This is a genomic window from Casimicrobium huifangae (genome assembly GCF_009746125.1).
Lineage (GTDB): Bacteria > Pseudomonadota > Gammaproteobacteria > Burkholderiales > Casimicrobiaceae > Casimicrobium > Casimicrobium huifangae.
Map to the genome: position 1 here is coordinate 2,291,836 of NZ_CP041352.1, position 21,778 is coordinate 2,313,613.

Here is a 21,778-nt window from a genome sequence, read left to right on the forward strand (position 1 = left end):
GCGGGATCAATCCCAATGCCGACCGGTGGCCGGGTCGCGGCAGACCGCCTCCAGAAAACACTCACGGGCATCGGCAACGCGATGGAGTTCATCGAGCAAGGTGTAGAGATGATCGTCCAAAATATCGGTCGAGGGCGTCGGGACGGCAATCTGATATCGACGGCCCTCCTGGTCCAGGGGCTGTGCCTGAAACCGGGAAAGGCTGGTACTCGTCATGTCTCGCAGGGCATTGGCGACGGCACGGCGGCTGCCATTGAAGGCTGACAGATCGAGGGAAACCTCGATCGTGGTGAGTGAGACCTCGGGCAGGCTGGGCAATTGCGGCGTCGAGGCGGACGATGTTTCCGGTAGCGCCCGATCCAGACCTTGCTCGAAACGTGCTTTCTGGTCGGTGCTGACCCCATCCAGATAGCGCATGGCGGCCTTCACGTCGCGCCAGCCCACGTAATTCATCAACTCCCGAAGATCCCAACCACTCATCCCGGCCCACTGGGCAAAACCGCGGCGTAGCGAGTGGCTGCTGAAGGCTTCGGCATCGGTCACGCCCGCCTGGCTCAATAACTTCCGAAGCATGGGAATGATGCTGCTCGGCGTCAGTTCAGCCTCGGACAAATGCCCCCAGCGATCAATCTTGCGGAATAGCGGACCCGCCGTCAGTTTGGATAAAGCCAGCCAGTCTTCGACCGCCTCGACGGGGCACAGCCGGGACAAGGCTGGGCAGGAGAAGCTTCGCCCTTCGAGATCGCGATCCCCCTTGCTGCGCGGCAAGAAACAGGTCAGCCCTTCGCCGGGCTTGATTTCAATGAATTCGATGCGAAGATTGGCCAGTTCGTCGGAGCGAAACCCGCGCCAGAATCCGAGGAGAATCAGGGCGCGATCCCGGGTGTGCCGCAGGGCACTGGCCGAATCTCCCCGGCCGACTGCCGCTGCGGTGGCTGCTACCAGCCAGTCAGTGACGCTGTTCAATAGTTCCAGTTCCAGCGGCTTGGCCCGCTTTTCCCGGGCAGGATGGAGCGTTCGGATACCTTTGAGCAATTGCCGGATCTTCGGGGCCTTGGTCGGATCCGGAAAGCCATGATCCTGGTGCCAGCGCGACAGCGCCGCGAGGCGGTGTTTCAGGGTGTTCAGCGACAGGGATTCGGCGTAGGCGGCCAGGTAACGGGCAATCGAATCGATGGTTGCCGGCAACAAGCCTCCCCACTCAACCTCGAAGTGCTGGATGGCTGACGCATAGCTGCGTCGGGTGTTGGCCCGTTCGGCCGCATCAAGGTAGAGATCGACCTGGCTCATTGCATCCCTGGCTGGATTCAGGTTCGTGCACGCAGCGGCAGCGAGACTTGCGGCTCCAGTGCCTGCAGCACGGCGTGTGCCTTGAGAATGTCTTGGTGCAATTGGGCATGCTTCGGTGCGTGCACCGTGACCACTAGGGCATAGCGAATGGCGGGCGCTCCGGATGATGCGAGGCCACCGGCCTCGCGAGCGTTGTAATGCACGTCGAACACCGGTTCGAGCAGACTGCTGCCGTAGTAACTGTTTTCCGCATGCAGCACAGTCTCCCACTTGCCCAGATCGGTCCGCAGTTCGGCTTCGGTCCGGAACTCGGCCGCTGGGAAAAAGCTGACCGACGACGCATTGACGGCACCTGCCTTGCGCTTGCTGCTGTTGGGACGGAAGGTGATACCGAGACCGGCTTTGGTATAGGCGCCGGCATCCTGCGGATCGACCGGACTGGCATAGCAGAACGTCGCCCGCAAGCGAACCTTGCCTTCCAGTTGGAAAGGCGGCAAAGGAATGGGGGCCCGCAGGAACTTCCCCGGGCGAAGTTCACCCTGGTAAATGATCCGGGCTTCCCCGTCGCCGCAGGTGATCAACTGGTTCAGATCAGCCGGCACCCGGCCCCAGCCGACGTGATGGACATCATGCTCGTCCTTCGTTTCGCAGCCGTGGATCAGCAGCGATTTGATGGTCAGCGGATGAACCGCGTCGCCCAGAATGGCGCGGATGCCGACTGCCGAGCGTAAGGCGAGCGGAGCCGCGAAGCTGGTTCCCAAGGTCGCAGCGAGGTTGGGCCGCGTGCCGGGCGCTGCGACGTGAAAATATTCCTTCGGTGCGCCACCGAAAGCAACGACATCCGGTTTCCGGCGCCCCGGGCTGCGACCGGGGCCGGTGGCACTGTAGCTGGCCCGTTTCCAGTCGTTACCGGTCCGGTCGGTGGCGCCGACGGACAAGGCGTTGACGCTATCAGAAGGTACTTGGATGCGATTGAGGCTGAGTGCGGCATCACGTTCCCCGTTATTGCCCACAGCCACCGTCATCAAGGTTTCCCCATCGCTCAGGATGCTGTCGATGACGGCCGTCCAGGCATGGACATCCTGGTCTTCGATCGGCAGGTCAGGCCCGAGGCTGAGATTGATGAACTGATACTGGCGCGAGAGCAGTACGGTTTCCACATGGCCGAGCGTGCGATACAACTCGTAGGGATCTTCCCCGTCAATTTTTGCGTCCAGGACACGGTGATGATCGACCGGCGCATAGGGGCGCTCCGCCGTTGCTTCGGGCTCAATCGGCCCGAACAGCACCGCCGAGGTGACGCCCAGTCCGTGCTCAGTGAAATCGGGTACGTCGCTGGCCTCCTCGTCGGCCAGAAAATAACGGCGGACATAGCTTTCGAGAACGTGTTTTTCCGGTAGGCCACCATCGAGAATGGCGACCTTGGGCTCGCGGGAGAGCGGTTCTCCACTTGGCAAGGAGAACGACACTGCAAGCGGCATGCTGCGGGTAACCGGACGGGCTGCTCGCAAATGCGGCATCGGCCGGACGACGCGCGTCAGCGTGAACTGGGCGAGGTTTTCCAGGCCGGTCGCATCCCCTTCGACTGCCACGAAGAGCAGCCGACCGGCTTCAAACTCGAACTCGCCATTGACCCTGAAGCCGCAGTCCTTGGCGTAGTCGGCAAATAAGGCGCGAACATCCGAGGCATCGCCCTCGGGTGGCAGATGCAGACCGACCTCGAAAACATGGCCGACATTGGTGCCTTCCAGATGCAGGCGATCCGCTGGGGTCATGGCCGCAAAGGTCTCGATGCGGGCAAATTGCTCGGCAACTGGCATCTGTTCGTTCAGGCTGCGGGCGAAGGCCGGGAAATTACCCATTGCGGCCCGCGTGCCCGACACGAAGAGTTCCGTCGTCTCCATTTCCGGTGGTGCTTTCTTCTGGGTCTGGCGACGCGGCTGAATGCGACGGGTGCGCGATCCAACTGACGAGAGTCCCACCTGATCGAGCAGCAGCTTCGGGAAATACGACTTGGCCAGATAAGCCGGATGCAATACCAGACGAGCCACCGCCAGATCATCGGCACAAGCCTTCGCTGGGAGCTCCTGGAAAATGCGGTTGGCAGTCTCGATCTCCGGCACGATGATGCGCTTGGCCTCGGTGAGCGTATAGGGGTGCGCCTTGTCGCCAACCTTCTTCTTGGGCGCTTCGATCGGATAGGTCAGCAACTCGGCGCGGCCGATCAGGTATCGCGTGGTCATTTACTTGAGCCCTCTGCCTTTACGGGGGGAAGGCCCCGCGTGTTTGCGAATGGTGTCGCGAGCGACGCCCGTCATTTGGCTGATCTGCATATGCGTATGTCGCCCCGCCTTGGCCAGCGCAATCGCGAGGTTGAGGCGTTCTGCCTTGCTCAAGGCTTCCTGACGCTGACCCAGGGCTGATCCGATCAACTGTTCCAGCGGCGCCATCTGTAAGGCATGGCCGCGACGCAAAGCGTTGATGCTGCGCTCCACGTCTGAGAGAGACTGTCCCTGCAACCCAGCAGCCAGGACATCGATCCAGGACGCGAATAAGGTCAGATCGTCGCCGAGGAATCGCTGGATGGCCGTTGCAATCGCCGCAGCATCCGGTGCATCGAACTTGAGGACCAGATCGAAACGTCGCCACAAAGCTGGATCAACCAGTTCCGGGTGGTTGGTGGCAGCCAGCAGCAGGCCGGTATCGGGCCACTGATCGACTTCCTGGAGCATGACGGTAACCAGGCGCTTCAGTTCGCCAATATCCGACTCGTCGCTGCGCCGCTTGGCGATGGCATCGATCTCGTCGAGTAGCAGAACGGCAGCGTGTTGTTTGGCATGATCCAAGGCTGCCCGCAGGTTGTTGCCCGTCTTGCCGAGCAGGCTACTCATAACCGCCGTCAGGTCGAGTACCCACAGAGGTTTGCCTAAAGCGCTGGCAATCCAGCGGGCCGAGAGTGTCTTGCCGACACCGGGAGGGCCTACCAGGATGGCTGAACGGGTCGGGCTAATGCCACGGGCGGCCAACCGCTCACGTTCCTGTCGTTCGCGAATGATGGCACCGATGGCGTCATGAACACTGCCGGGAAGAATCGGTGGAGGCAATCCGACGCGGTCATCGAAGACCCGGATCAGCGCCAAACGGGAATCGCCGTCGACGGGTAGCGGTGCCTCGCCGGCGTCCGTTATCGGTGCGCCACGACGCAGGATGGCGTTACCTGCCGAGCGGGTCTGGGATGCTTTCAGGGACTGATCGAGAAGCGAAGCCAGTTCGGGGCGTTGTTGGCGGTATTTCCGGATGAGCCGCGCCAGCAGCAGACGGGTATCCTCTTGCGCATCTGAGGCGGCAAGGCGGGCTAAATTGGCGAAATCAATTTCAAGATCGTCAATCTCGCCTTTGTTTGTTTTTGTTCCCACAAAATTGCCTTATATGGTGCAGAATTTTATGGCGAATTTTATGGCGAAAATACATATTTGGTCAATAAATTGATTGCTCGCCACATGGTCAAGATTGCGTTGTTAACAACTTTTTCTGCCAGCGTGGCAAGTTGTGCCGTCCGTGTGTGTCAATGCCTGAACACAAGGATCGACGCTCTGCTGGCACCGATCTGGCTGGACCGCGAGGCTCGTAAGTACGTCACGTGCCGATGTGCTGAGCTTGCCGGTGGTCAGCACGTCACCGCGCCGCTCCGACATGCAGTCTTTCGCGCCGACGGTCCGCACCTTGACGCCAGCGCATCCAGCACAGAGCGCCGCGATGGCGAGCAACCACAAGTACCTGACGAGGCGCCCACGCCTGTCGAGCAGGCCCGCGCAGGTCCACGGAGGCCTTTCCAGGTACCTCATTGCGTCGTATCTTCTTCCCGCAATGGCGCATTGCCGATTGCCTTGTTGACGGTCACATAGCGCGTGTTCAAACGACCTTCGCTACTAACCAGATCGCGACGCGCTTGCAGATAGCTGCGCTGCGCGTCGAGCACAGCGGTGAAATCACTGATTCCGCCGTCGTAGCGCGCCTGGGCAAGCCGGTAGGCATCGCCGGCCGCGTCGCTGCGGGCTTTGAGTTCCTGAGCCTGCTGTTGTTCGGCGCGGTAGGCGGACAGCGCATCGTCGATCTCCTGCCAGGCTTTCAGCACGGTTTTCTGGTAATTCACCGCCGCTTCCTGTTGTTGCAGCTCGCGCAATTGCACGGTGGCTGTGCGCCGGCCATGATCGAAGATCGGCAGGTTGAGGCTGGGGCCGATCGACCAGGTGCGACTGCCCCAGTCGGAGAATTCGCCACTTAGGTAGGACTCGAACCCGAATTTGGCACCAAGCCGGATGCTGGGATACAGATTGGCCTTGGCAATGCCGATGTTGGCGGTGGCGCCGTGCAGGTGCGCTTCGGCGGTGCGGATGTCGGGGCGGCGCAGCGCCACTTCCGATGGCAGACCGAGGGCGAGGTCGGGCAGCGCAGTCCTGGCGCCGGCATCGCGTGGCACCAGTTCGGCTTGCAGCGCACCCGGGCGCTCGCCCAGCAGCAGGGCGATCTGGTTGGCGCTGGCGGCTTCCTGTGCCAGCAGCGGCGGCAACTGCGCCTTCAGCGCGGCCAGTTCGGCGCGCTGGCGTTGCAAGTCGGTGTGATCGAGAACGCCGCCCTCGACACGCGCCTGCAACAGCCCGGCGCGCTCTTCCAGCGCGGCGATATCCTCGCGCATCAAGCGAATCTGCCGCTGGGCGGTGCGCAGCTCAAAGTAGTTGCGCGCCACGTCGCTGGCCAGGCTGAGGCGGGCCTGGTCGAGCAGTGCAGCCTGCTGGCCGACATCGGCGTCGGCGGCTTCCACCGAGCGGCGTACGCGGCCCCACAAATCCAGCTCCCACGAAGCGTCGAAACCCGCCTGGTACAGCGTGAACGGCTCGGCCAGCAGCTCGGTGAGGCGGGGGTCGGCCCCCATGATGCCGAGCATGCGCGTGCTGGCACCGCTCTCGCTCTGGCGCTGGCGGGTGGCGCTGCCGCTGGCGTTGACTTCCGGCCCGCGCTGCGCGGCCACCGTGCTGCGCTGCGCGCGTGCCTGGGCGAAGTGCAGCGCGGCCGTCTGCAGGTCCGGGCTGGCAGCGAAAGCACGGCGCTGCAAGGCATTGAGGGTTGCGTCGTCGAAGGCCTGCCACCATATTGCTGGCAATGCCTGGGTAGCTTCGCCCGGGATGCGCAGCGAGGCATCGCCGCTGCGCCAGCTCGTCCAGTCATCCGGTGCTGCGGGCGTGGGCCTGACGAAATCCGGCCCGACGGCACAACCGGTCAAGGCCAGGGCCAGGGCGAGTGCGGAGGCCGCCAAGCCGAAGTGCCGTGGTTGAAGAGGGGAGTGTTGGAGGTCAAACATGCGGATACCTACGATCAGGAAAGCCGGTTGCGGAACAGCCAGGCCGCCAGCGGCAGCGTGGTGGCGGCCAGCACCAGCAGGGGGATGAATTGGCGCCAGATATCGATGAGGCCTGCGCCTTCGAGATAGACGCGGCGCACGATGTCCATGCCGAAGCGCAGCGGATTGGCGTAGGTGGCAAGCTGCAGCACCTCAGGCATGTTGCGCACCGGCGTGAACAGGCCGGAGAGCAGCATCAGCGGCATGATCAGCAGGAAGGTGTAGAGCATCGCCTGTTGCATGGTCAGCGACAGGGCGGATATCGACAGGCCCACGCCAACGGACGCGACGGTGAAGACGATCAGCCCGAAGTAGAGCAGCCCCACCGAGCCCTGCATCGGGATCTCGAACCAGAAACGGATGATCAGGAAGATGATGGTGGACTGCAGCAGTCCGATCAGGATGGAAGGCAGCGCCTTGCCGATCAGGATCTGCATCGGGGTGAGCGGCGTCACCAGCAACTGGTCGAAGGTGCCTTGCTCGCGTTCGCGCGCCACCGACAGCGCCGCCAGCAGCAGGGTCTGCAACATGCTCAGCGCGGCAATCAGTCCAGGCATCATGTTCCAGCGTGACTCCAGGTTGGGGTTGAACCAGGCGCGCCGTTCCACGCGAATGCCTGGGGCACCGGTGCCCAGCGAGGCATTGTAGGCGGCCACGATGGCGCCGACGTGGCTGGCGGCCGAACCCGCCGTCGAGGAGTTGCGCCCGTCCAGAATGAGCTGCAGGGGCGCGGGCTGGCCAGAACCCAGCCGTGCCGCGAAGTCCGGCGGAATACTGAGCACCAGCAAGGCCTTTTCTGCATCGACCATCTCGGCGATCTGCCGCGGCGAGGTGAGCGTGGCGGCGCGCACGAACACGCCGGTGCCATCGATCCGCGCCAGCAGCTCGGTCGACGCCGCACTGCGGCTTTGATCCAGCACGGCATAAGGCACGTGCGTGAGGTCGTAAGTGGCGCCATAGCCATATAGCAGGGCTTGCAGGAAGGCCGGGGCAATCAGCAGCGCACGGCTGGCCGGCTCCTTGATGAGTGCAAGGAGCTCTTTGCGCACCAAGGCGATGATCTGGGTGAATGTGACAATGAAGGAAGCCATGGCTGTCAGTCCAGTGACTTGCGCAGCGTGCGCTGTGTGGCGAACACCAGCACCACGGCGTAGAGGGAAAGGATGGCGACGCTGCGCAGGATGGTCGGCCCATGGTCGCCCGCCAGGAACAGCGTCTTGATCAGGCCCATGAAATGCGTGGCGGGCAGTAGTTGCGCTACGACCTGGATGACCAGCGGGACGTTGCGCAGGTCGAACACGAAGCCGGAGAGCATCATGGCCGGCATGAAGCTGACCAGCATGGCCAGCTGGCTGGCCTCGAACTGGTTGCGCGTCTTGCCGGAAATGAACAGCCCCAGCAGCAGCGAGACGAGCAGGTAAAGCATCGAGGCCAGGCACAGGATGGGCAGGGAGCCGCGCAGTGGCACCTCGAACAGGAAGCGCGCCGCCAGCAGGCACAGCACCAGGTCGATGGCACCGACCACCAGGTACGGCGCCAGCTTGGCGAAGATGAGTTCCAGCGGCCGCACGGGTGTGACGAACAGCGACTCCAGCGTGCCGCGCTCCCATTCGCGCGCGATCAGCAGCGACGTGAGGAAGGCGCCGATCAGCGTTAGCACCAGAACGATCAGTCCGGGCACCAGATACCAGCTGCTGTTGCCGGTTTCGTTGAACCACATGCGCTGCACCACCTCCACGCGCCCCAGCGCGGGTGGCTTGTTACCAGCACGGTCAACCTGCTTTTGCGCCCAAGTAGCGATGGCGCTGTTGACGTAGCCCTCCACGGTCTGCGCGGTGGTCGAGTTGACGCCGTTGAGCACCAGCTGGATGCGGGCATCGCCTGCTGCGAGCCGGCGCGAGAAGTCCTGCGGCACGCGCACGATGGCGTCCACCTCGCCTGCGCGCAGCAAGCGCTCGGCTTCGGTCATGTGTGTGACCCACACCGGTGAGAGGTAGATCGTTCCCTGGAAACCCGCGACCGCCGCGCGCGCATCGGGCGCGCTGTCTTCCAGCACCACCGCGACCGGCGCGTTCTTCACATCGAAAGACAGGCCGTAGCCGAACAGCAGAATCAGCGCAATCGGCAGCAGCAGTCCCACCGCCAGGTTGCTCTTGTCGCGCAGCATCTGGCGCACTTCCTTGCGCAGCAGGGCGATGAAACGCCGCATGAACTCCGGATGCCTCATGCGCGGCCTCCCGGGTTCCTGTCCCGGCCGTCGGCGCGACCCTGCTCGACGATGGAAATGAAGGCGCTGTTCATGTCGGTGCCGCCGTCACCGCCTGCCTGCTCGCGCACCGCCTGCGGCGTGCCAAGCGCCAGCACCTTGCCGGCATCCTGGATGGCGATGCGGTCGCAATACTCGGCCTCTTCCATGAAGTGCGTGGTGACGATGACCGTCACCCCCGCCTGGGCGAGCGCGGTGATGGTGCGCCAGAAGGCGCGCCGCGCCAGCGGGTCGATGCCGCTGGTGGGCTCATCGAGGAACAGGATGTCTGGCTCGTGCAGCAGGCCGGTGGCCATGGCCAGGCGCTGCTTGTAGCCACCTGGCAGCAGGCCGCTGATGGCGGTGGGCTCCAGGCCGAACTGGGCGAGCGTGGCCGCCACTCGCGTGCGCAGCGCCTGGCCGCGCAGCCCATAGGCACCGCCGAAAAATTCCAGGTTCTCGCGCACCGTCAGGTTGCCGTAGAGCGCGAACTTTTGCGACACGTAGCCGATGCGCGCCCGTGCCTGGGCGCGCGCCGTGCGCAGATTCATGCCGGCCACTTCCAAATGCCCGCTGCTGGCCGGCAGCAGACCGCAGAGCATGCGGAAGGTGGTTGTCTTGCCTGCTCCGTTGGGACCGAGCAGACCGAAGATCTCGCCCCGCGCCACATCGAAGGAGGTGCTGGCGACAGCGGTGAAGTCGCCAAACGTGCGTACCAGATCGCGCACCACGATCACCGGCCCGTTCCCATTGCCATTCGAGGACATCTGCGGGGACGACGTGGGCGCTCCGGGAGACGATGCCGATACCCGGGTCGTCGACTCCGCGCCCTCGGCATGTTGCTGGCGCAGCATCATCATGAAAGCGTCTTCGAGTTCTTCCGGGCGCGGCTGGTAGTCGATGTCGCCGAGCAGTCCGTCCAGCACGTGGGTTTCCACCTTGGGCTGGCGGATGAACCACACCGCGCCGCCTTTGGGCACCGCATCGACGATCAATCGATCGGCGTCGATCAATCGTGCCTGCAGGTCGCGGGCGGGCATACCGGACGGTGGCGTGGCCACATAGGTCACCCCTCGGGCGCGTTCGCGCAGCGCGCCCGGAGCACCTTCGGCGAGCAGCAGGCCTTTGTGCATCACGAACACCTGGGTGCAGCGCTCGGCCTCGTCCATGTAGGCGGTGCTGACGATCACGCTCAGCCTTTCGTCATCGACCAGCTGCTGCACGATCTGCCACAGATCGCGGCGCGACAGCGGATCGACGCCCACGCTGGGCTCGTCCAGCAGCAGCAAGTCCGGCGAGCGCACCAGCGTGCAGGCCAGACCCAGCTTCTGCTTCATGCCGCCCGAGAGCTTGCCGGCCGGACGTGCGGTAAAGCGCGCCATGTCGGTCATTTCCAGCATGCGCGCGAAGCGCTCGCGGCGCACTGCCTGCGGCACGCCGTGCAGATCGGCGTAGAGGTCCAGATTTTCCTGCACGCTCAGGTCTTCGTACAGGCCGAAGCGCTGCGGCATGTAGCTGATGCGGTCCTGCACCGTTTGCGGGTCGTGGGCGACGTCGATGCCCAGCACGCGCAATGTCCCCGCATCGGGCTTGAGCAGTCCGGCCATCATGCGCATCAAGGTGGTCTTGCCGGCACCGTCCGGGCCGACCAGGGCCGTCAACTCACCCGCCCGCACCGTCAGCGACAAGCCGCCCACCGCATGCAAGGGACCGCCGCCCGGCGCCTCGAAGGTCTTGCGCAGCCCATCGGCGACGACCGTCGCGCCGCCATCGCTCATTGCGCGGTGCCCGCTGTCAGGTGGACGGTGGCCGGCTGCCCCAGGCGCAGCACATCCTGCGGGTCATCGACCAGTACGCGCAGCTCGTAGAGAAGGCTGGTGCGCAACGCTTCAGTCTGTACCGACTTGGGCGTGAACTCGGCCACCGAGGAGATGTAGCCGATCTTGCCCGCGATGGACTGGCCGGGGGAGCCATCCGTGGTCACACGTGCCGGCATACCGGGTTTGACCCGACCCAGGTCAGGCTCGCCCACATAGACACGCACCCACTTGGGCTGGGTCAGCGCCAGGGCCAGCACAGGTTTCTGCGGTGTCGCCATGTCGCCGGGTTCGAGCAGGCGCGAACGCACCACGGCGTCTGCCGGCGCCTTGAGTTGGCCTTGAGCGATCTGGTGCTGCAGCAAGGCCAGTTGCGCCTGCGCCGCCTTGAGCTGCGCCTCGGCGCCGGCCACGTCCTCTGCGCGCGGTCCCAGTTCTGTCAGACGCAAGGCTTCTTGTTGATCCGTCAGCTTGGCCTGGACAACCTGCAGATGGCTTTTGGCGCGGTCCAGATCTTGCGCACTGACACCACGCCCCTGCGTGTTGGCGGCGATGCCTTGCAAACGTTGCAGATCCTGCTCGGCCTGTGCGGCATCGACCTGGGCTGCAGTCACACGGCTCCTGGCCTGGGCGATTTCCTGCGGCCGTGCACCATTGCGCAAACGTTGCAGGGTTTGCTGCTGAACACCAATCTGCGCTTGTGCCTGTTCGGCCTGCAAGGCCAGGGTGCGGGTATCCAGCACTCCCAGCACGACTCCTGCGTTCACGCGATCGCCTTCCTCGACGCGCAATTCAGCCACACGGCCACTGCCATCGAAGGCCAACGCAATCTGGCGGATGTCCACGTTGCCGTGCAGCACCAGCGCATCGTCGTGGCCCTGGTTTCGCTGGTGCATCCACGCCCAAGCACCCAAGGCCAACACAACCAGGAGAACAAGGGCAATGAGCGGTTTTTTCATGATGAATATCCAGAAAGGGACATGAGGGGAGGATGTATTGCGCACCAGATATTAAATTGATTTTAAAGTTAATCTATTCGACAATGCAAGCCTTATCTACTTTGGAAAACAAGGGATGATCAAACCCGCACGCGGACTTCGTTCGGATGGCGAAGCCACAAAAACACGAATACTGGAGGCTGCAGGTGAGCTGTTCGCCGAAACGGGCTACGCCGAAACGTCCAACAAGGACATCGCCGCCCGGGCGCAGGTGGATCTGGCTTCCATCAACTATCACTTCGGCAACCGCAGCGGCCTGTACCAGGCCGTATTGGCAGCGGCCCATGGCCAGCTGCTGGGCATGGCCGACCTGCAGCAACTGGTTGGTAGCGAATCGCCACCAGAATCGAAATTGCGTGTGCTGATAGAGCAACTGGTCGCGCAGGCCATGCAAGAACCTCAAGCCTGGCAGCTGCGTGTCCTTGCCAGGGAGGTGTTGGCGCCAAGTTCACATCTGCAGGTGCTGTTCCAGGATGAAGCGCTGCCCAAGATGTTGCTCGTCAAACGACTACTCAGCGAGATTACCGGAATACCTGCAGAAGATCCGGCCGTGACCCGTTGCCTGATGAACGTGATTACCCCCTGCCTGATGCTGCTGGTCGGCGGGCGCACCTTCCCGGGGCCTTTGAAAGAGGTTTTTCAGATGCCTCCCCAGATGGTTGCCGACCACCTGTTCCACTTCGCCATGGGCGGGCTGGGTGCGATAGCCCGGGAGTACGCTGAACGGGCAAGAGCCTGAGGCAATCTTCAGTTATCTACGATTCGTACTGCTCCAAGGACAAAATTTCAAAAAATCAGCCATCACACTAAATAATCAACCATTATCACGTCTTAGATTTCGTATATTTAAAACATTGCGTTGCGTAATCATAGTATGTAATATCATATTACGTAATACGGTACGAAATTCGAGGATGCCATGGCCAGAGCCGGAATTTACAAATCAGAAGTCGTCAGAGCGCGTAACAATCTGTTGGCAATGGGGCGCTACCCATCAATCGATGCCATCCGAGGCGAACTAGGCAATACCGGCTCGAAAGGCACGATCCACCGCTACTTGAAGGAAATCGAGGAAGAGGAAGGCGGGAGTACCGGCGCTCAGGTTGCCGTCAGCGAAGCCATCCAGGATCTGGCTGGCAGACTCGCTGAGCGCCTGCATGAAGAAGCTGATCAGCGCTTGGCGGCTCTGACCGACAAGCACAAGGCAGAAATTGCAGCGCTGAACGACAGCATCACCGCATTACGTAACGAAGCGGAATCCTTCCGCAGTCAGTCTGAGCGTCAGGCCGTGGAATTGGCGGCAGAGAGAGCGGCGCATACCGAAACCCTGTCCACGCTTCAGGAAGAGAGAATCGTTCGGGCGCAAATGTCTCAGCGTATCCTGGATATGGAGGGGTTGCTGGCTAAGGAAGATGCGCACCGCGTATCGCTGGAAGAGAAGCACCGGCACGCCAGAGAGGCGCTGGAGCATTTCCGCACTGCGGCGAAGGAGCAACGGGAGCAAGATCAGCGTCAGTTCGAGCAGCAGATTCAGTTTTTGCAGGGCGAATTGCGGGCAGTCAAGGAAACAGTGAACGCGAAACAACAGGAACTCATCCGTAGCCACGAGGACAATGCCCGCTTGTCCAGCGAACAGGGCCATCTTCGTGCCGAATTGCACCGACTTGAAACCGAGATTCGGCCGCTACGTACAGCCCGAGAGCAATTGGCTGTTTCCGAGTTGAAGAATCAACAGTTAGAAGAGCGCCAGGCACAGGCTGCAACGCGAGTTGAAGAATTGCTCATCGAGGCCCAGGGCTATGCTCAAAAGCTTGAGGAGTCCACCCATGCCGGCGTTCGCCTAGAGGCTGAATTGACCGCAGCGAAAGCCGTGTTAGCGAGCCACGAACAGATCCTGCAAAAGCTCACCGTCAGTCAATCAGCGGCGCCGAAAGTAAGCGGTAAACCTAAGGGGGGCACCAAGAAGCAGGAGTCACTCTTTGACTCGGGCAAATAAATCTGGATTGTCAGTTCAGCGGTGGAATTTTTGAACCGGCCAAGTACCATTCTCAGCAACGAATACGACAGATCGAAAAACGGAGACAACTACATGGAGTCCAGTGAGTATATTCGACCACCGGGAACTTACTACGACATCATGGCCCATCCGGTCGACAGGAAACAGGCGATCGAGGTGGCAATCGTTCAGGATCATCGCTTCGCTTTCTTTTATTGGCTCAAGTGGCGTAACAAGCAGCACAATCGTCCCAATCCGCCAACCCTGATCTCCCTGGACTGGCATCAGGATCTCGCGCAACCTTGCGACCTCGAATGCGAATGGCTCGGTGCGCTTGATACGGCCGACTACAAGGCTGTCAGTTACTTTTGCTGGGACAGGCTACATGTCCTAAACGATGGACATATCCTGGCTGCCGCCTATCTCAACCTGATTGGCGATATCCACGTGGTACAGAAGCAGCGTGACGAATGCCCGGAGGATTTCGTTGATATCGAAGGGCGAAAGCACGTAGTTCGCTGTTATGAATCGGTGGAGCAACTGACCGAGGCAGTCTCAGGGCAGGAATACGATTCGGTTATCCTCGATATCGATCTCGATTACTTCACTGAAAGCCCGGACCCATGCGGGGGAGGCGACAAGCTTAAACTGGTCGAGCAAGCCGAGATCCAAGCCTGCCTGGATCAAAAAGGATTGCTCATGTCTTGGGTTTTGCCACGAATGGCAGGAATGACCATCGCGACTGAACCAGAGTTCTGTGGCGGGATAATGAATTCGAACTACTTGTTCAATGTCGTGTGCGGCACGTTGTTTGATCCGCCGCTGTTGAGTCACAAGGCTGGTTGGCGCCATCAATCGAAATAGCTGCCGCTGATTTTCCTGCGCTAAATCTGGCGGTTAGCTGTGGTTTTCGAGGATTTCACATGAATCCCGGCCGACCCTCAAAGAGGCGTCGCTACGCGTTGAGCTGCGAGAAAGTACGGAGCGTCTCGAGGGCGTTCAGAAGCACGTCATGCTCCAGGTCGCCGACGCTCGCGAACTGCAGCGTCGTGCGGAAGATCAGGCCGCGAGAGCCAACCATCGCGGCGACAAGCTTGCCACCGACCTGGAATCGCTGCGAGGGCAACTCGCTGAGGTCCTTCCGGCGCACGAGAGAGCCTTGGCGAGCTTGGCCGAAGCTTCCGGCGAAGTCAGCGGATTGCGGAAGGAGCGGGACGGACTGAAGGAAACGCTGGCAAGAACGACGGGCCAGCTCGATGCCGCCACAACCCAATTCACGGTCTTGACCGCGCGAATTGCAGACCGGCAAATACCTGGTTCAGGCGCCCGGAAAAAACGCCAAGCGCCACAAATAGCACGAAAAACATAAAAACCGAAAAAAGCACGATTTTCTAAGTTATTGATATCGCTTCGCTTTTTTTGGCCAAGCGCCACAACTAACACGAAAAACAAAAACACCCCACGACGCAAACTGGCAAAACGCCCGGCTGGCCCGGGCGTTTTTCTATTCGGGTCAACGAATCTTTACGTCGCGGAAATCGCGGCTTGACTTGTGCTGCCTGCAGTTCAACTGTGGCCGCTGAAGCTTACCCCCAGCGCTGCAGTCACCCGGCGCCGTTTCCTCGAATGACCTCTGTGCGGCGCCGGTTGCCCCCGTACGAACGAAGGCACGAAGGAACCGCCGCTATTGCCGGCTCTGCCATTACCTGCAGCATCGCTGTCGTCGCGGGCGACCCAGGCAGTGACCAACGCTCAGGCCGTCCGACGGGCTCCGCCACCCGAGGCGCTTGCGGCCTGCGAGGGCAGGGTGGCGGGTGACGATGTCAGCATCACGCGGCCCGATGGCCGAACCATCTCCGGCTCCTGTCAGCTCACGTTCTGTTCCGACGCCTCGCCGGTACAGTGACGCCAGACCAGGTCGGCCGACGGGCGACGCAATGAGCGGTCGGCCTCACGCCGGACGTCGTCGGATTGGCCACAGATGCGACCGGCACCGATGCCTAAAATGCTGCATGGCGACAAAATCGTACGCAAGCGGCGGCAAGGAGAGGCGAGCCCCTCCAGTTTTGAGTATCAACTTTCCATGGAAAGGCCCATCCGATAAGGGCGTAGTGAACGAAGTAGCAAGAAGTCGACTATCAGCTGAAACTGCACTCCGTGCCGCATCCGGTTGTGGTTCTCCGCCTCAAGGTGTACTGGCGTGATGACTCCCGTAATCACGATCGACGGCCCGGTTGCGTCGGGCAAGGGTACCGTCGCCCGCCACGTCGCTGAAGCGTTGGGATTTCATCTGCTCGACTCCGGCGCGATTTATCGTGCCCATGCACTGGCCTGTCTTGACCGCAATATTGAATTCAATGAAATCAATGTGTTGGAAGAACAAGCTCGGGCACTTTCTCTGAAATTTGTTGGCTCCCAAGTGTGGGTTGATGGGCGCGATGCCACCGCCTTGGTGCGCTCGGAAGCGGTCGGTATGGCGGCGTCAACGCTGTCGGCGATCCCCGAGGTGAGGGCAGCGCTGCTGCAGCGTCAACGCGACTTCGCCCAGGCACCTGGATTGGTTGCGGACGGGCGAGATATGGGCACCGTGGTGTTCACCGACGCCGCGCTGAAGATCTACCTCACGACTACCGCCGAGGTTCGGGCCGCGCGCCGCGTTGGGCAGGTCGCTGCACAGCGCCAGCGGGATGCCGCCGATTCGCAAGCTAAACAGTTGATTGCAAAGGGAAATTCGGCTAACATTGCAAGTTCGCCCGAATCCCTTGAGCAAGACGTTGACCCGGAGCTCGCGAGGTCAGTCGAAGCGCAGATCAGGCAGCGCGACGCGCAGGATAAAACCCGCGCAGTTGCGCCGCTCCGGCCCGCGCCCGACGCCATCGTGATTGACAACGCCGCCCACCGGCCTGAACAGACGGTAGACGCGGTGCTGGCACTCTGGGCGTTGCGACAGTTGCGATAGGCACCGCGCCGTAGGTCAACTCTGGTTGGTCGGCGGCTGCTGGTGACTCGCAATATCGCAACTTGAACAGCGCCGGTACAAGGGGATTCAGCGAAAACGTTACGGCCGTGCTTTTGGCTGCTGTCCTGTGTTTTCGGTGCGCTTGCGCGCCGGCACAGGGGCTGAAAAGCATGTTTTTCAATCACTTAACCTCTATGTCGTGGCAATGGTGCCGTGGCGAGAGCAAACCGAAAGTTCTTAATGTCTACTGCAAACGAATCCTTTGCCCAGCTATTTGAAGAAAGCCTTGCCCGCAAGGAAATGCGTCTGGGTGAAGTCATCACCGCCGAGGTGGTGCGTGTTGACTACAACGTTGTTGTCGTCAACGCCGGCCTGAAATCGGAGGCCTATGTTCCGATCGAAGAATTCAAGAATGATCGCGGCGAAGTTGAAGTCAAGGCCGGCGATCTGATCCAGGTCGCCATCGAGGCGCTGGAAAACGGCTACGGCGAAACCCGCCTGTCGCGCGACAAGGCGAAGCGTCTGGCCTCGTGGTACTTCCTCGAGAACGCCATGAACCAGGGCGACATCGTCTCCGGCATGGTGGTCGGCAAGGTCAAGGGCGGCCTGACCGTCATGACGCACGGCGTACGCGCCTTCCTGCCGGGCTCGCTGGTTGACATGCGTCCGATCAAGGACACCTCGCCGTACGAAGGCAAGGAACTCGAGTTCAAGGTCATCAAGCTCGACAAGAAGCGCAACAACGTGGTGGTCAGCCGCCGCGCCGTGCTCGAAGTGTCGATGGGCGCTGAGCGCGAGAAGCTGCTGTCGACGCTGGCCGAAGGCGCCACCGTCAGCGGTACCGTCAAGAACATCACCGACTACGGCGCGTTCGTGGACCTCGGTGGCATCGATGGCCTGCTGCACATCACCGATCTGGCCTGGCGTCGTGTCAAGCATCCGTCAGAAGTCCTCACCGTTGGCCAGGAAGTCACGGCGAAAGTGCTCAAGTTCGACCAGGAAAAGAATCGCGTCTCGCTCGGCCTCAAGCAACTGGGCGACGATCCGTGGGTCGGTCTGGCTCGCCGCTACCCGCAGGGCACCCGCCTGTTCGGCAAGGTCACCAACATCACCGACTACGGTGCATTCGTTGAGATCGACGCTGGCATCGAAGGCCTGGTGCACGTGTCCGAGATGGACTGGACCAACAAGAACGTAAGCCCGTCGAAGGTCGTCTCGCTCGGCGACGAAGTCGAAGTGATGATCCTCGAAATCGACGAAGACCGTCGTCGCATCTCGCTTGGCATCAAACAGTGCCAACCGAATCCGTGGGACGAATTTGCCGCCAACTACAAGAAGGGCGACAAGGTCTCCGGTGCCATCAAGTCGATCACCGACTTCGGCGTCTTCATCGGCCTGCCGGGTGGCATCGATGGTCTCATCCATCTGTCCGACCTGTCGTGGACGATCGCCGGCGAACAAGCCGTGCGTGACTTCAAGAAGGGCCAGGAAGTGGAAGCTGCCGTTCTCGGCATTGATGTCGAGCGTGAGCGTATCTCGCTGGGCATCAAGCAGCTCGACGGCGATCCGTTCAACAACTACATCGCCCTGAATGACAAGGGTGCCATCGTGACCGGCACGGTGAAGAGCGCGGAGCCGAAGGGCGCCGTGATCCAGCTGGCCGACGACGTCGAAGGCTACCTGCGTGCTTCGGAAGTTTCGCGTGAACGCGTCGAAGACATCCGCAGCCACGTCAAGGAAGGCGATACGGTCGAAGTGATGATCATCAATGTCGATCGCAAGACCCGCAACATCAGCCTGTCGATCAAGGCCAAGGATTCCGCCGAGGAAGCCGAAGCCGTGCGTCAGCACTCGCGTGACGACAACGCAGGCAATGCCGGTCTGGCTGGCCTCGGGGCGCTGCTGAAGGCGAAGCAGGACGGCAACAAGGCAGAATAGGCTCAAGCATTTAGTTTGCACACGCGTTCGGCGGTAGCACGTCGCGGAAGAGGAGAGGGGTAGGCCATGACACGATCAAGCCTGGTAGCGCGCCTGTCAGCGCGCTTCCCTCACCTCATGGCGCGCGACACCGAACTGGCGGTGAGGCTGATTCTTGATGCCATCGGGGACGCCCTCGCTGAGGGTTCCCGGGTTGAGGTGCGTGGTTTCGGCAGCTTCGCGCTGTCGTACCGCCCGCCACGGGTTGGACGTAACCCGAAGTCGGGAGACCAGGTGGTCGTCCCGGCCAAACACGTTCCACACTTCAAGGCTGGCAAGGAGCTGCGCGAGCGTGTCGATCAGCTCGGCACGCTTCCGGATGGCAGTCTTGGCATTCCGCCAGCGGTGAATGTCTAGCCGCGTACCCGACCTGAGGGGCGGACCGCCCAAGTTCGGTCGCGCTTGTTCCTCCCACCTACTGAAATCTGGAGCATCCGGTGGACTTTGAAGCCTGGTGGCTGCTAGTACCGTTGGGCTGCTTTGCGCTCGGCTGGTTTGCCGCACGTGTCGACATTCGCTATGTTCTGCGCGATGCCCGTGCCCTGCCTTCGGCGTATTTCCGGGGACTCAACTTTCTCCTGCGCGAACAACATGATCGTGCAGTGGAAAGTTTTGTCGATGTCTCCCGTCGTGATCCACATGCACTCGATTTGCAGCTCGCGTTGGGCAGTCTGTTTCGCCGACAGGGCCGGATCGGCGAAGCGACCGGTATTCACCAGGGGCTTGTTGATCGCCACGACTTGCCAAAAGAGAAGCGTGAGCTGGCACTGTTCGAGCTGGCTCAGGACTTTCATGCGGCCGGCCTCTTTGATCGCGCCGAGTCCGTCTATGAGCAGCTGACTGGAACTTCCTTCGAGGCGGAGGCGGTGACCCGGCTGGCATCGGTATTGGAGCAGGAGAAAGCCTGGCAACGTGCAATAGCGGCGCGCGAACGCATCCAACGCATCAGCGGTGAACCGCAGGGACGGTTCATTGCCCAGTATCACTGCGAGCTGGCGGAAGTGGCGCTTGCCGAGGGCAAAGACGAGCAGATTGCACAGCATCTCGCGGCAGCTAGCGAAAACAATCGCAACAATGCCAGGGTGCCGCTCATCGCATTCCGTAGCGCAATCAAGCGCGGCAACAGTGAGGCGGCGAAGACTGCGCTCGCGGAGATTTTGCGTACACGCGCTGATTTGTCAGTGCTGGTCGCTGACGACGTTGTGAATCTCTACCAGTCGCTTGGCTCACCGGGTACGGGAGTTGAGCAACTGGCACTGGCTCAGCAGGCAGCGCCGACCTCGCTTGGCCTGTCGAGGCTGGTTGACGCATCACTCAAGATTGAGGGCCGCGACGCTGCGGTCGCCCGATTGAAGCGCGAATTGACAGCGCAGCCGTCAGCCCGCCAGGCCAGCCGTCTGCTTGAACTGGAGAGCAGCCGCTACGATGGCGAAGCAGCCGAGACGATGAAGGGGATCGCCCAATTGCTGTTGCGTGCAACCGATCGGACGCCCGGTTTTCATTGCACCCATTGTGGCTTCCGCGCGCCCCGGTACTACTGGAAATGCCCTGGCTGCAACGAATGGGAGAGCTTTTGTGCGACCCCTCTAGGCCAATGACCATCAGCGTTCGCCCGTCCTCTCCAACACTCAACGAAAACAATAAGTTCTACCAATGAAAATCTCCGTATACGGTGCCGGTTACGTCGGACTCGTTCAGGCCAGTTGCCTGGCCAATCTTGGTCACGATGTCGTCTGCGCGGAGCTGAGCGTTAGTCGCCTTGCGGCGCTGGCTCAAGGCAAGACGCCGTTTTACGAACCCGGCATGGATGAGTTGCTGACTGGGGAACTGGCCAGCGGTCGCTTGCGTTTCACCAGCGACCCGGCCGTTGCCGCCGCGCACGGCGAAGTCCAATTCCTCGCGGTAGGCACCCCGCCGCTCGCCGACGGGTCGAGCGATCTGTCCTATCTGCTCGCAGCCGCCGACACCATTGGCGCCAACGCGCCCGACGATGCGCTGATCGTCACCAAGTCGACAGTGCCGGTCGGCACCGGCAAGAAAGTCGCAGCTCAACTGCGTTCGGCGGCCCTCAAGGCCGGCCGCAGCGCGAGTTTCCGCGTGGCATCGAACCCGGAGTTTCTCGCCGAAGGGCGGGCATTGCCTGATTTCATGGAGCCGCAGCGGACTGTATTTGGGGTAGCCGACGCCAAGGCCGAAGCCCAATTGCGTGAGGTATACGCACCGCTCAAACTGGGGAATGACCGCACGCTGGTGATGTCAGTGGAATCGGCTGAACTTGCCAAGTACGCCGCCAACGCCATGCTGGCGGTGCGAATTTCGTTCATGAACGAGCTGGCCAATCTCGCAGATGCCACCGGCGCCTGTATCGACTCTGTGCGCGAGGCAATGTCGCTGGACGAGCGGGTAGGGCGCAAGTTCCTCAATTCCGGCTGCGGCTACGGCGGTTCCTGCTTTCCAAAGGATGTCACCTCACTGGTGAAGCAGGGCGAAATGGCCGGTACCGTCATGCGTATCGCTGACGCCGCCTCCGAAATCAACATCCGCCAGCGGGTGGCGATGGCAGACCGCATCATTTCGCTGTTCCAGTCCCGCGGCAAAGCGCCTGTTGGCTGCGTCGTGGCACTGTGGGGTATGGCATTCAAGCCAGACACCGATGACGTTCGTGAAGCACCTGCCGTTTTGATGGCTGAACGCCTTCTTCAGGCAGGCTTTGCGGTCCGCGCCTATGATCCGCAAGCGAGCGAAACCGGCGCAGCCGAATTGGCGAAGTACACCAACTTCTCGGTGGCATCGACAGCGATGGAAGCGTTGGCTGATGCCGACGTTCTGCTGATCGCCACTGAATGGAAGGAGTTCGGCCAGGTGGCGCCAGCCGATGTCGCCCGGTTCATGCGCGCTCCGGTGGTGTTTGACGGGCGCAGTGTGTTTAATGTCGCAGCCGCGAGAGCCGCCGGATTGGACTATCACGCCTTCGGACGCGAGCACGCGTAGCAGGGCACGCGTAGCGGGCTGCATCAAAACTACCAACGTATCGGTCGCGCATGGTCGTTGTGCAGTCGCGATACTTTTCGAGTGATATCTGATATTGTCCTCGCAAG

17 protein-coding genes are annotated in these 21,778 nt (G+C 61.5%); 8 read left to right on the forward strand and 9 right to left on the reverse strand.

Annotated elements, in window-relative coordinates; translation table 11 throughout:
* Nucleotides 1-6 precede the first annotated feature (6 nt).
* The 8 genes from FKL89_RS10450 to FKL89_RS10485 form a co-directional block, all read right to left on the reverse strand.
* Nucleotides 7-1,290, reverse strand: coding sequence for a site-specific integrase (locus FKL89_RS10450; protein WP_156862698.1), 1,284 nt, complete (start codon nucleotides 1,288-1,290; stop codon nucleotides 7-9).
* Between the two features lie 17 nt (nucleotides 1,291-1,307).
* Nucleotides 1,308-3,533 carry a S8 family peptidase gene (locus tag FKL89_RS10455; protein WP_156862699.1) on the reverse strand — a complete coding sequence of 742 codons (2,226 nt, stop codon included), beginning with the start codon at nucleotides 3,531-3,533 and terminating at the stop codon, nucleotides 1,308-1,310.
* Nucleotides 3,534-4,706, reverse strand: coding sequence for an AAA family ATPase (locus FKL89_RS10460; RefSeq protein WP_156862700.1), 1,173 nt, complete (start codon nucleotides 4,704-4,706; stop codon nucleotides 3,534-3,536). It abuts the gene before it with no gap.
* Nucleotides 4,707-5,131: 425 nt separating this feature from the next.
* Entirely contained in the window at nucleotides 5,132-6,649 is a 1,518-nt protein-coding gene (locus FKL89_RS10465; RefSeq protein WP_156862701.1) for an efflux transporter outer membrane subunit, read from the reverse strand.
* Between the two features lie 14 nt (nucleotides 6,650-6,663).
* Complete coding sequence (locus tag FKL89_RS10470; RefSeq protein ID WP_156862702.1) at nucleotides 6,664-7,779, reverse strand: ABC transporter permease; 1,116 nt, start codon at nucleotides 7,777-7,779, stop codon at nucleotides 6,664-6,666.
* A gap of 5 nt (nucleotides 7,780-7,784) precedes the next feature.
* Nucleotides 7,785-8,915 (reverse strand): ABC transporter permease, encoded by a 1,131-nt coding sequence (locus FKL89_RS10475; RefSeq protein ID WP_156862703.1) that lies wholly within the window; start codon nucleotides 8,913-8,915, stop codon nucleotides 7,785-7,787.
* Complete coding sequence (locus tag FKL89_RS10480) at nucleotides 8,912-10,711, reverse strand: ATP-binding cassette domain-containing protein (protein ID WP_156862704.1); 1,800 nt, start codon at nucleotides 10,709-10,711, stop codon at nucleotides 8,912-8,914. Before FKL89_RS10480 ends, FKL89_RS10475 begins: the two co-directional genes overlap by 4 nt.
* Nucleotides 10,708-11,709 carry an HlyD family secretion protein gene (locus FKL89_RS10485; RefSeq protein WP_156862705.1) on the reverse strand — a complete coding sequence of 334 codons (1,002 nt, stop codon included), beginning with the start codon at nucleotides 11,707-11,709 and terminating at the stop codon, nucleotides 10,708-10,710. The genes FKL89_RS10480 and FKL89_RS10485 overlap by 4 nt, the downstream gene beginning before the upstream one ends.
* A 115-nt stretch (nucleotides 11,710-11,824) precedes the next feature.
* Between FKL89_RS10485 and FKL89_RS10490 the strand changes: the two genes are divergently transcribed.
* The 3 genes from FKL89_RS10490 (at nucleotide 11,825) to FKL89_RS10500 (ending at nucleotide 14,608) form a co-directional block, all read left to right on the forward strand.
* Entirely contained in the window at nucleotides 11,825-12,487 is a 663-nt protein-coding gene (locus tag FKL89_RS10490; RefSeq protein WP_156862706.1) for a TetR/AcrR family transcriptional regulator, read from the forward strand.
* 180 nt (nucleotides 12,488-12,667) lie between these two features.
* Entirely contained in the window at nucleotides 12,668-13,744 is a 1,077-nt protein-coding gene (locus FKL89_RS10495) for a DNA-binding protein (RefSeq protein WP_156862707.1), read from the forward strand.
* Between the two features lie 93 nt (nucleotides 13,745-13,837).
* Nucleotides 13,838-14,608, forward strand: coding sequence for a UPF0489 family protein (locus tag FKL89_RS10500; protein ID WP_156862708.1), 771 nt, complete (start codon nucleotides 13,838-13,840; stop codon nucleotides 14,606-14,608).
* 91 nt (nucleotides 14,609-14,699) lie between these two features.
* On the opposite strand, the gene FKL89_RS20355 is transcribed toward FKL89_RS10500, so the two are convergent.
* Complete coding sequence (locus tag FKL89_RS20355; RefSeq protein ID WP_238363316.1) at nucleotides 14,700-14,894, reverse strand: hypothetical protein; 195 nt, start codon at nucleotides 14,892-14,894, stop codon at nucleotides 14,700-14,702.
* A 1,053-nt stretch (nucleotides 14,895-15,947) separates the two neighbouring features.
* Between FKL89_RS20355 and cmk the strand changes: the two genes are divergently transcribed.
* The 5 genes from cmk to FKL89_RS10530 all read left to right on the forward strand — a co-directional run bounded on the left by cmk (nucleotide 15,948) and on the right by FKL89_RS10530 (nucleotide 21,671).
* Nucleotides 15,948-16,703: a (d)CMP kinase gene (gene cmk / locus FKL89_RS10510; protein WP_156862710.1), complete on the forward strand. Its 756-nt coding sequence runs from the start codon at nucleotides 15,948-15,950 to the stop codon at nucleotides 16,701-16,703.
* A gap of 240 nt (nucleotides 16,704-16,943) precedes the next feature.
* On the forward strand, nucleotides 16,944-18,641 hold the full coding sequence (gene rpsA / locus FKL89_RS10515; RefSeq protein ID WP_156862711.1) for a 30S ribosomal protein S1: 1,698 nt from the start codon (nucleotides 16,944-16,946) through the stop codon (nucleotides 18,639-18,641).
* Nucleotides 18,642-18,707: 66 nt separating this feature from the next.
* Nucleotides 18,708-19,037 (forward strand): integration host factor subunit beta, encoded by a 330-nt coding sequence (locus FKL89_RS10520; protein WP_156862712.1) that lies wholly within the window; start codon nucleotides 18,708-18,710, stop codon nucleotides 19,035-19,037.
* A gap of 80 nt (nucleotides 19,038-19,117) precedes the next feature.
* Nucleotides 19,118-20,278 (forward strand): lipopolysaccharide assembly protein LapB, encoded by a 1,161-nt coding sequence (locus FKL89_RS10525; protein ID WP_156862713.1) that lies wholly within the window; start codon nucleotides 19,118-19,120, stop codon nucleotides 20,276-20,278.
* A 55-nt stretch (nucleotides 20,279-20,333) separates the two neighbouring features.
* Nucleotides 20,334-21,671: a UDP-glucose dehydrogenase family protein gene (locus tag FKL89_RS10530; protein WP_156862714.1), complete on the forward strand. Its 1,338-nt coding sequence runs from the start codon at nucleotides 20,334-20,336 to the stop codon at nucleotides 21,669-21,671.
* The last annotated feature ends 107 nt before the right edge of the window (nucleotides 21,672-21,778 follow it).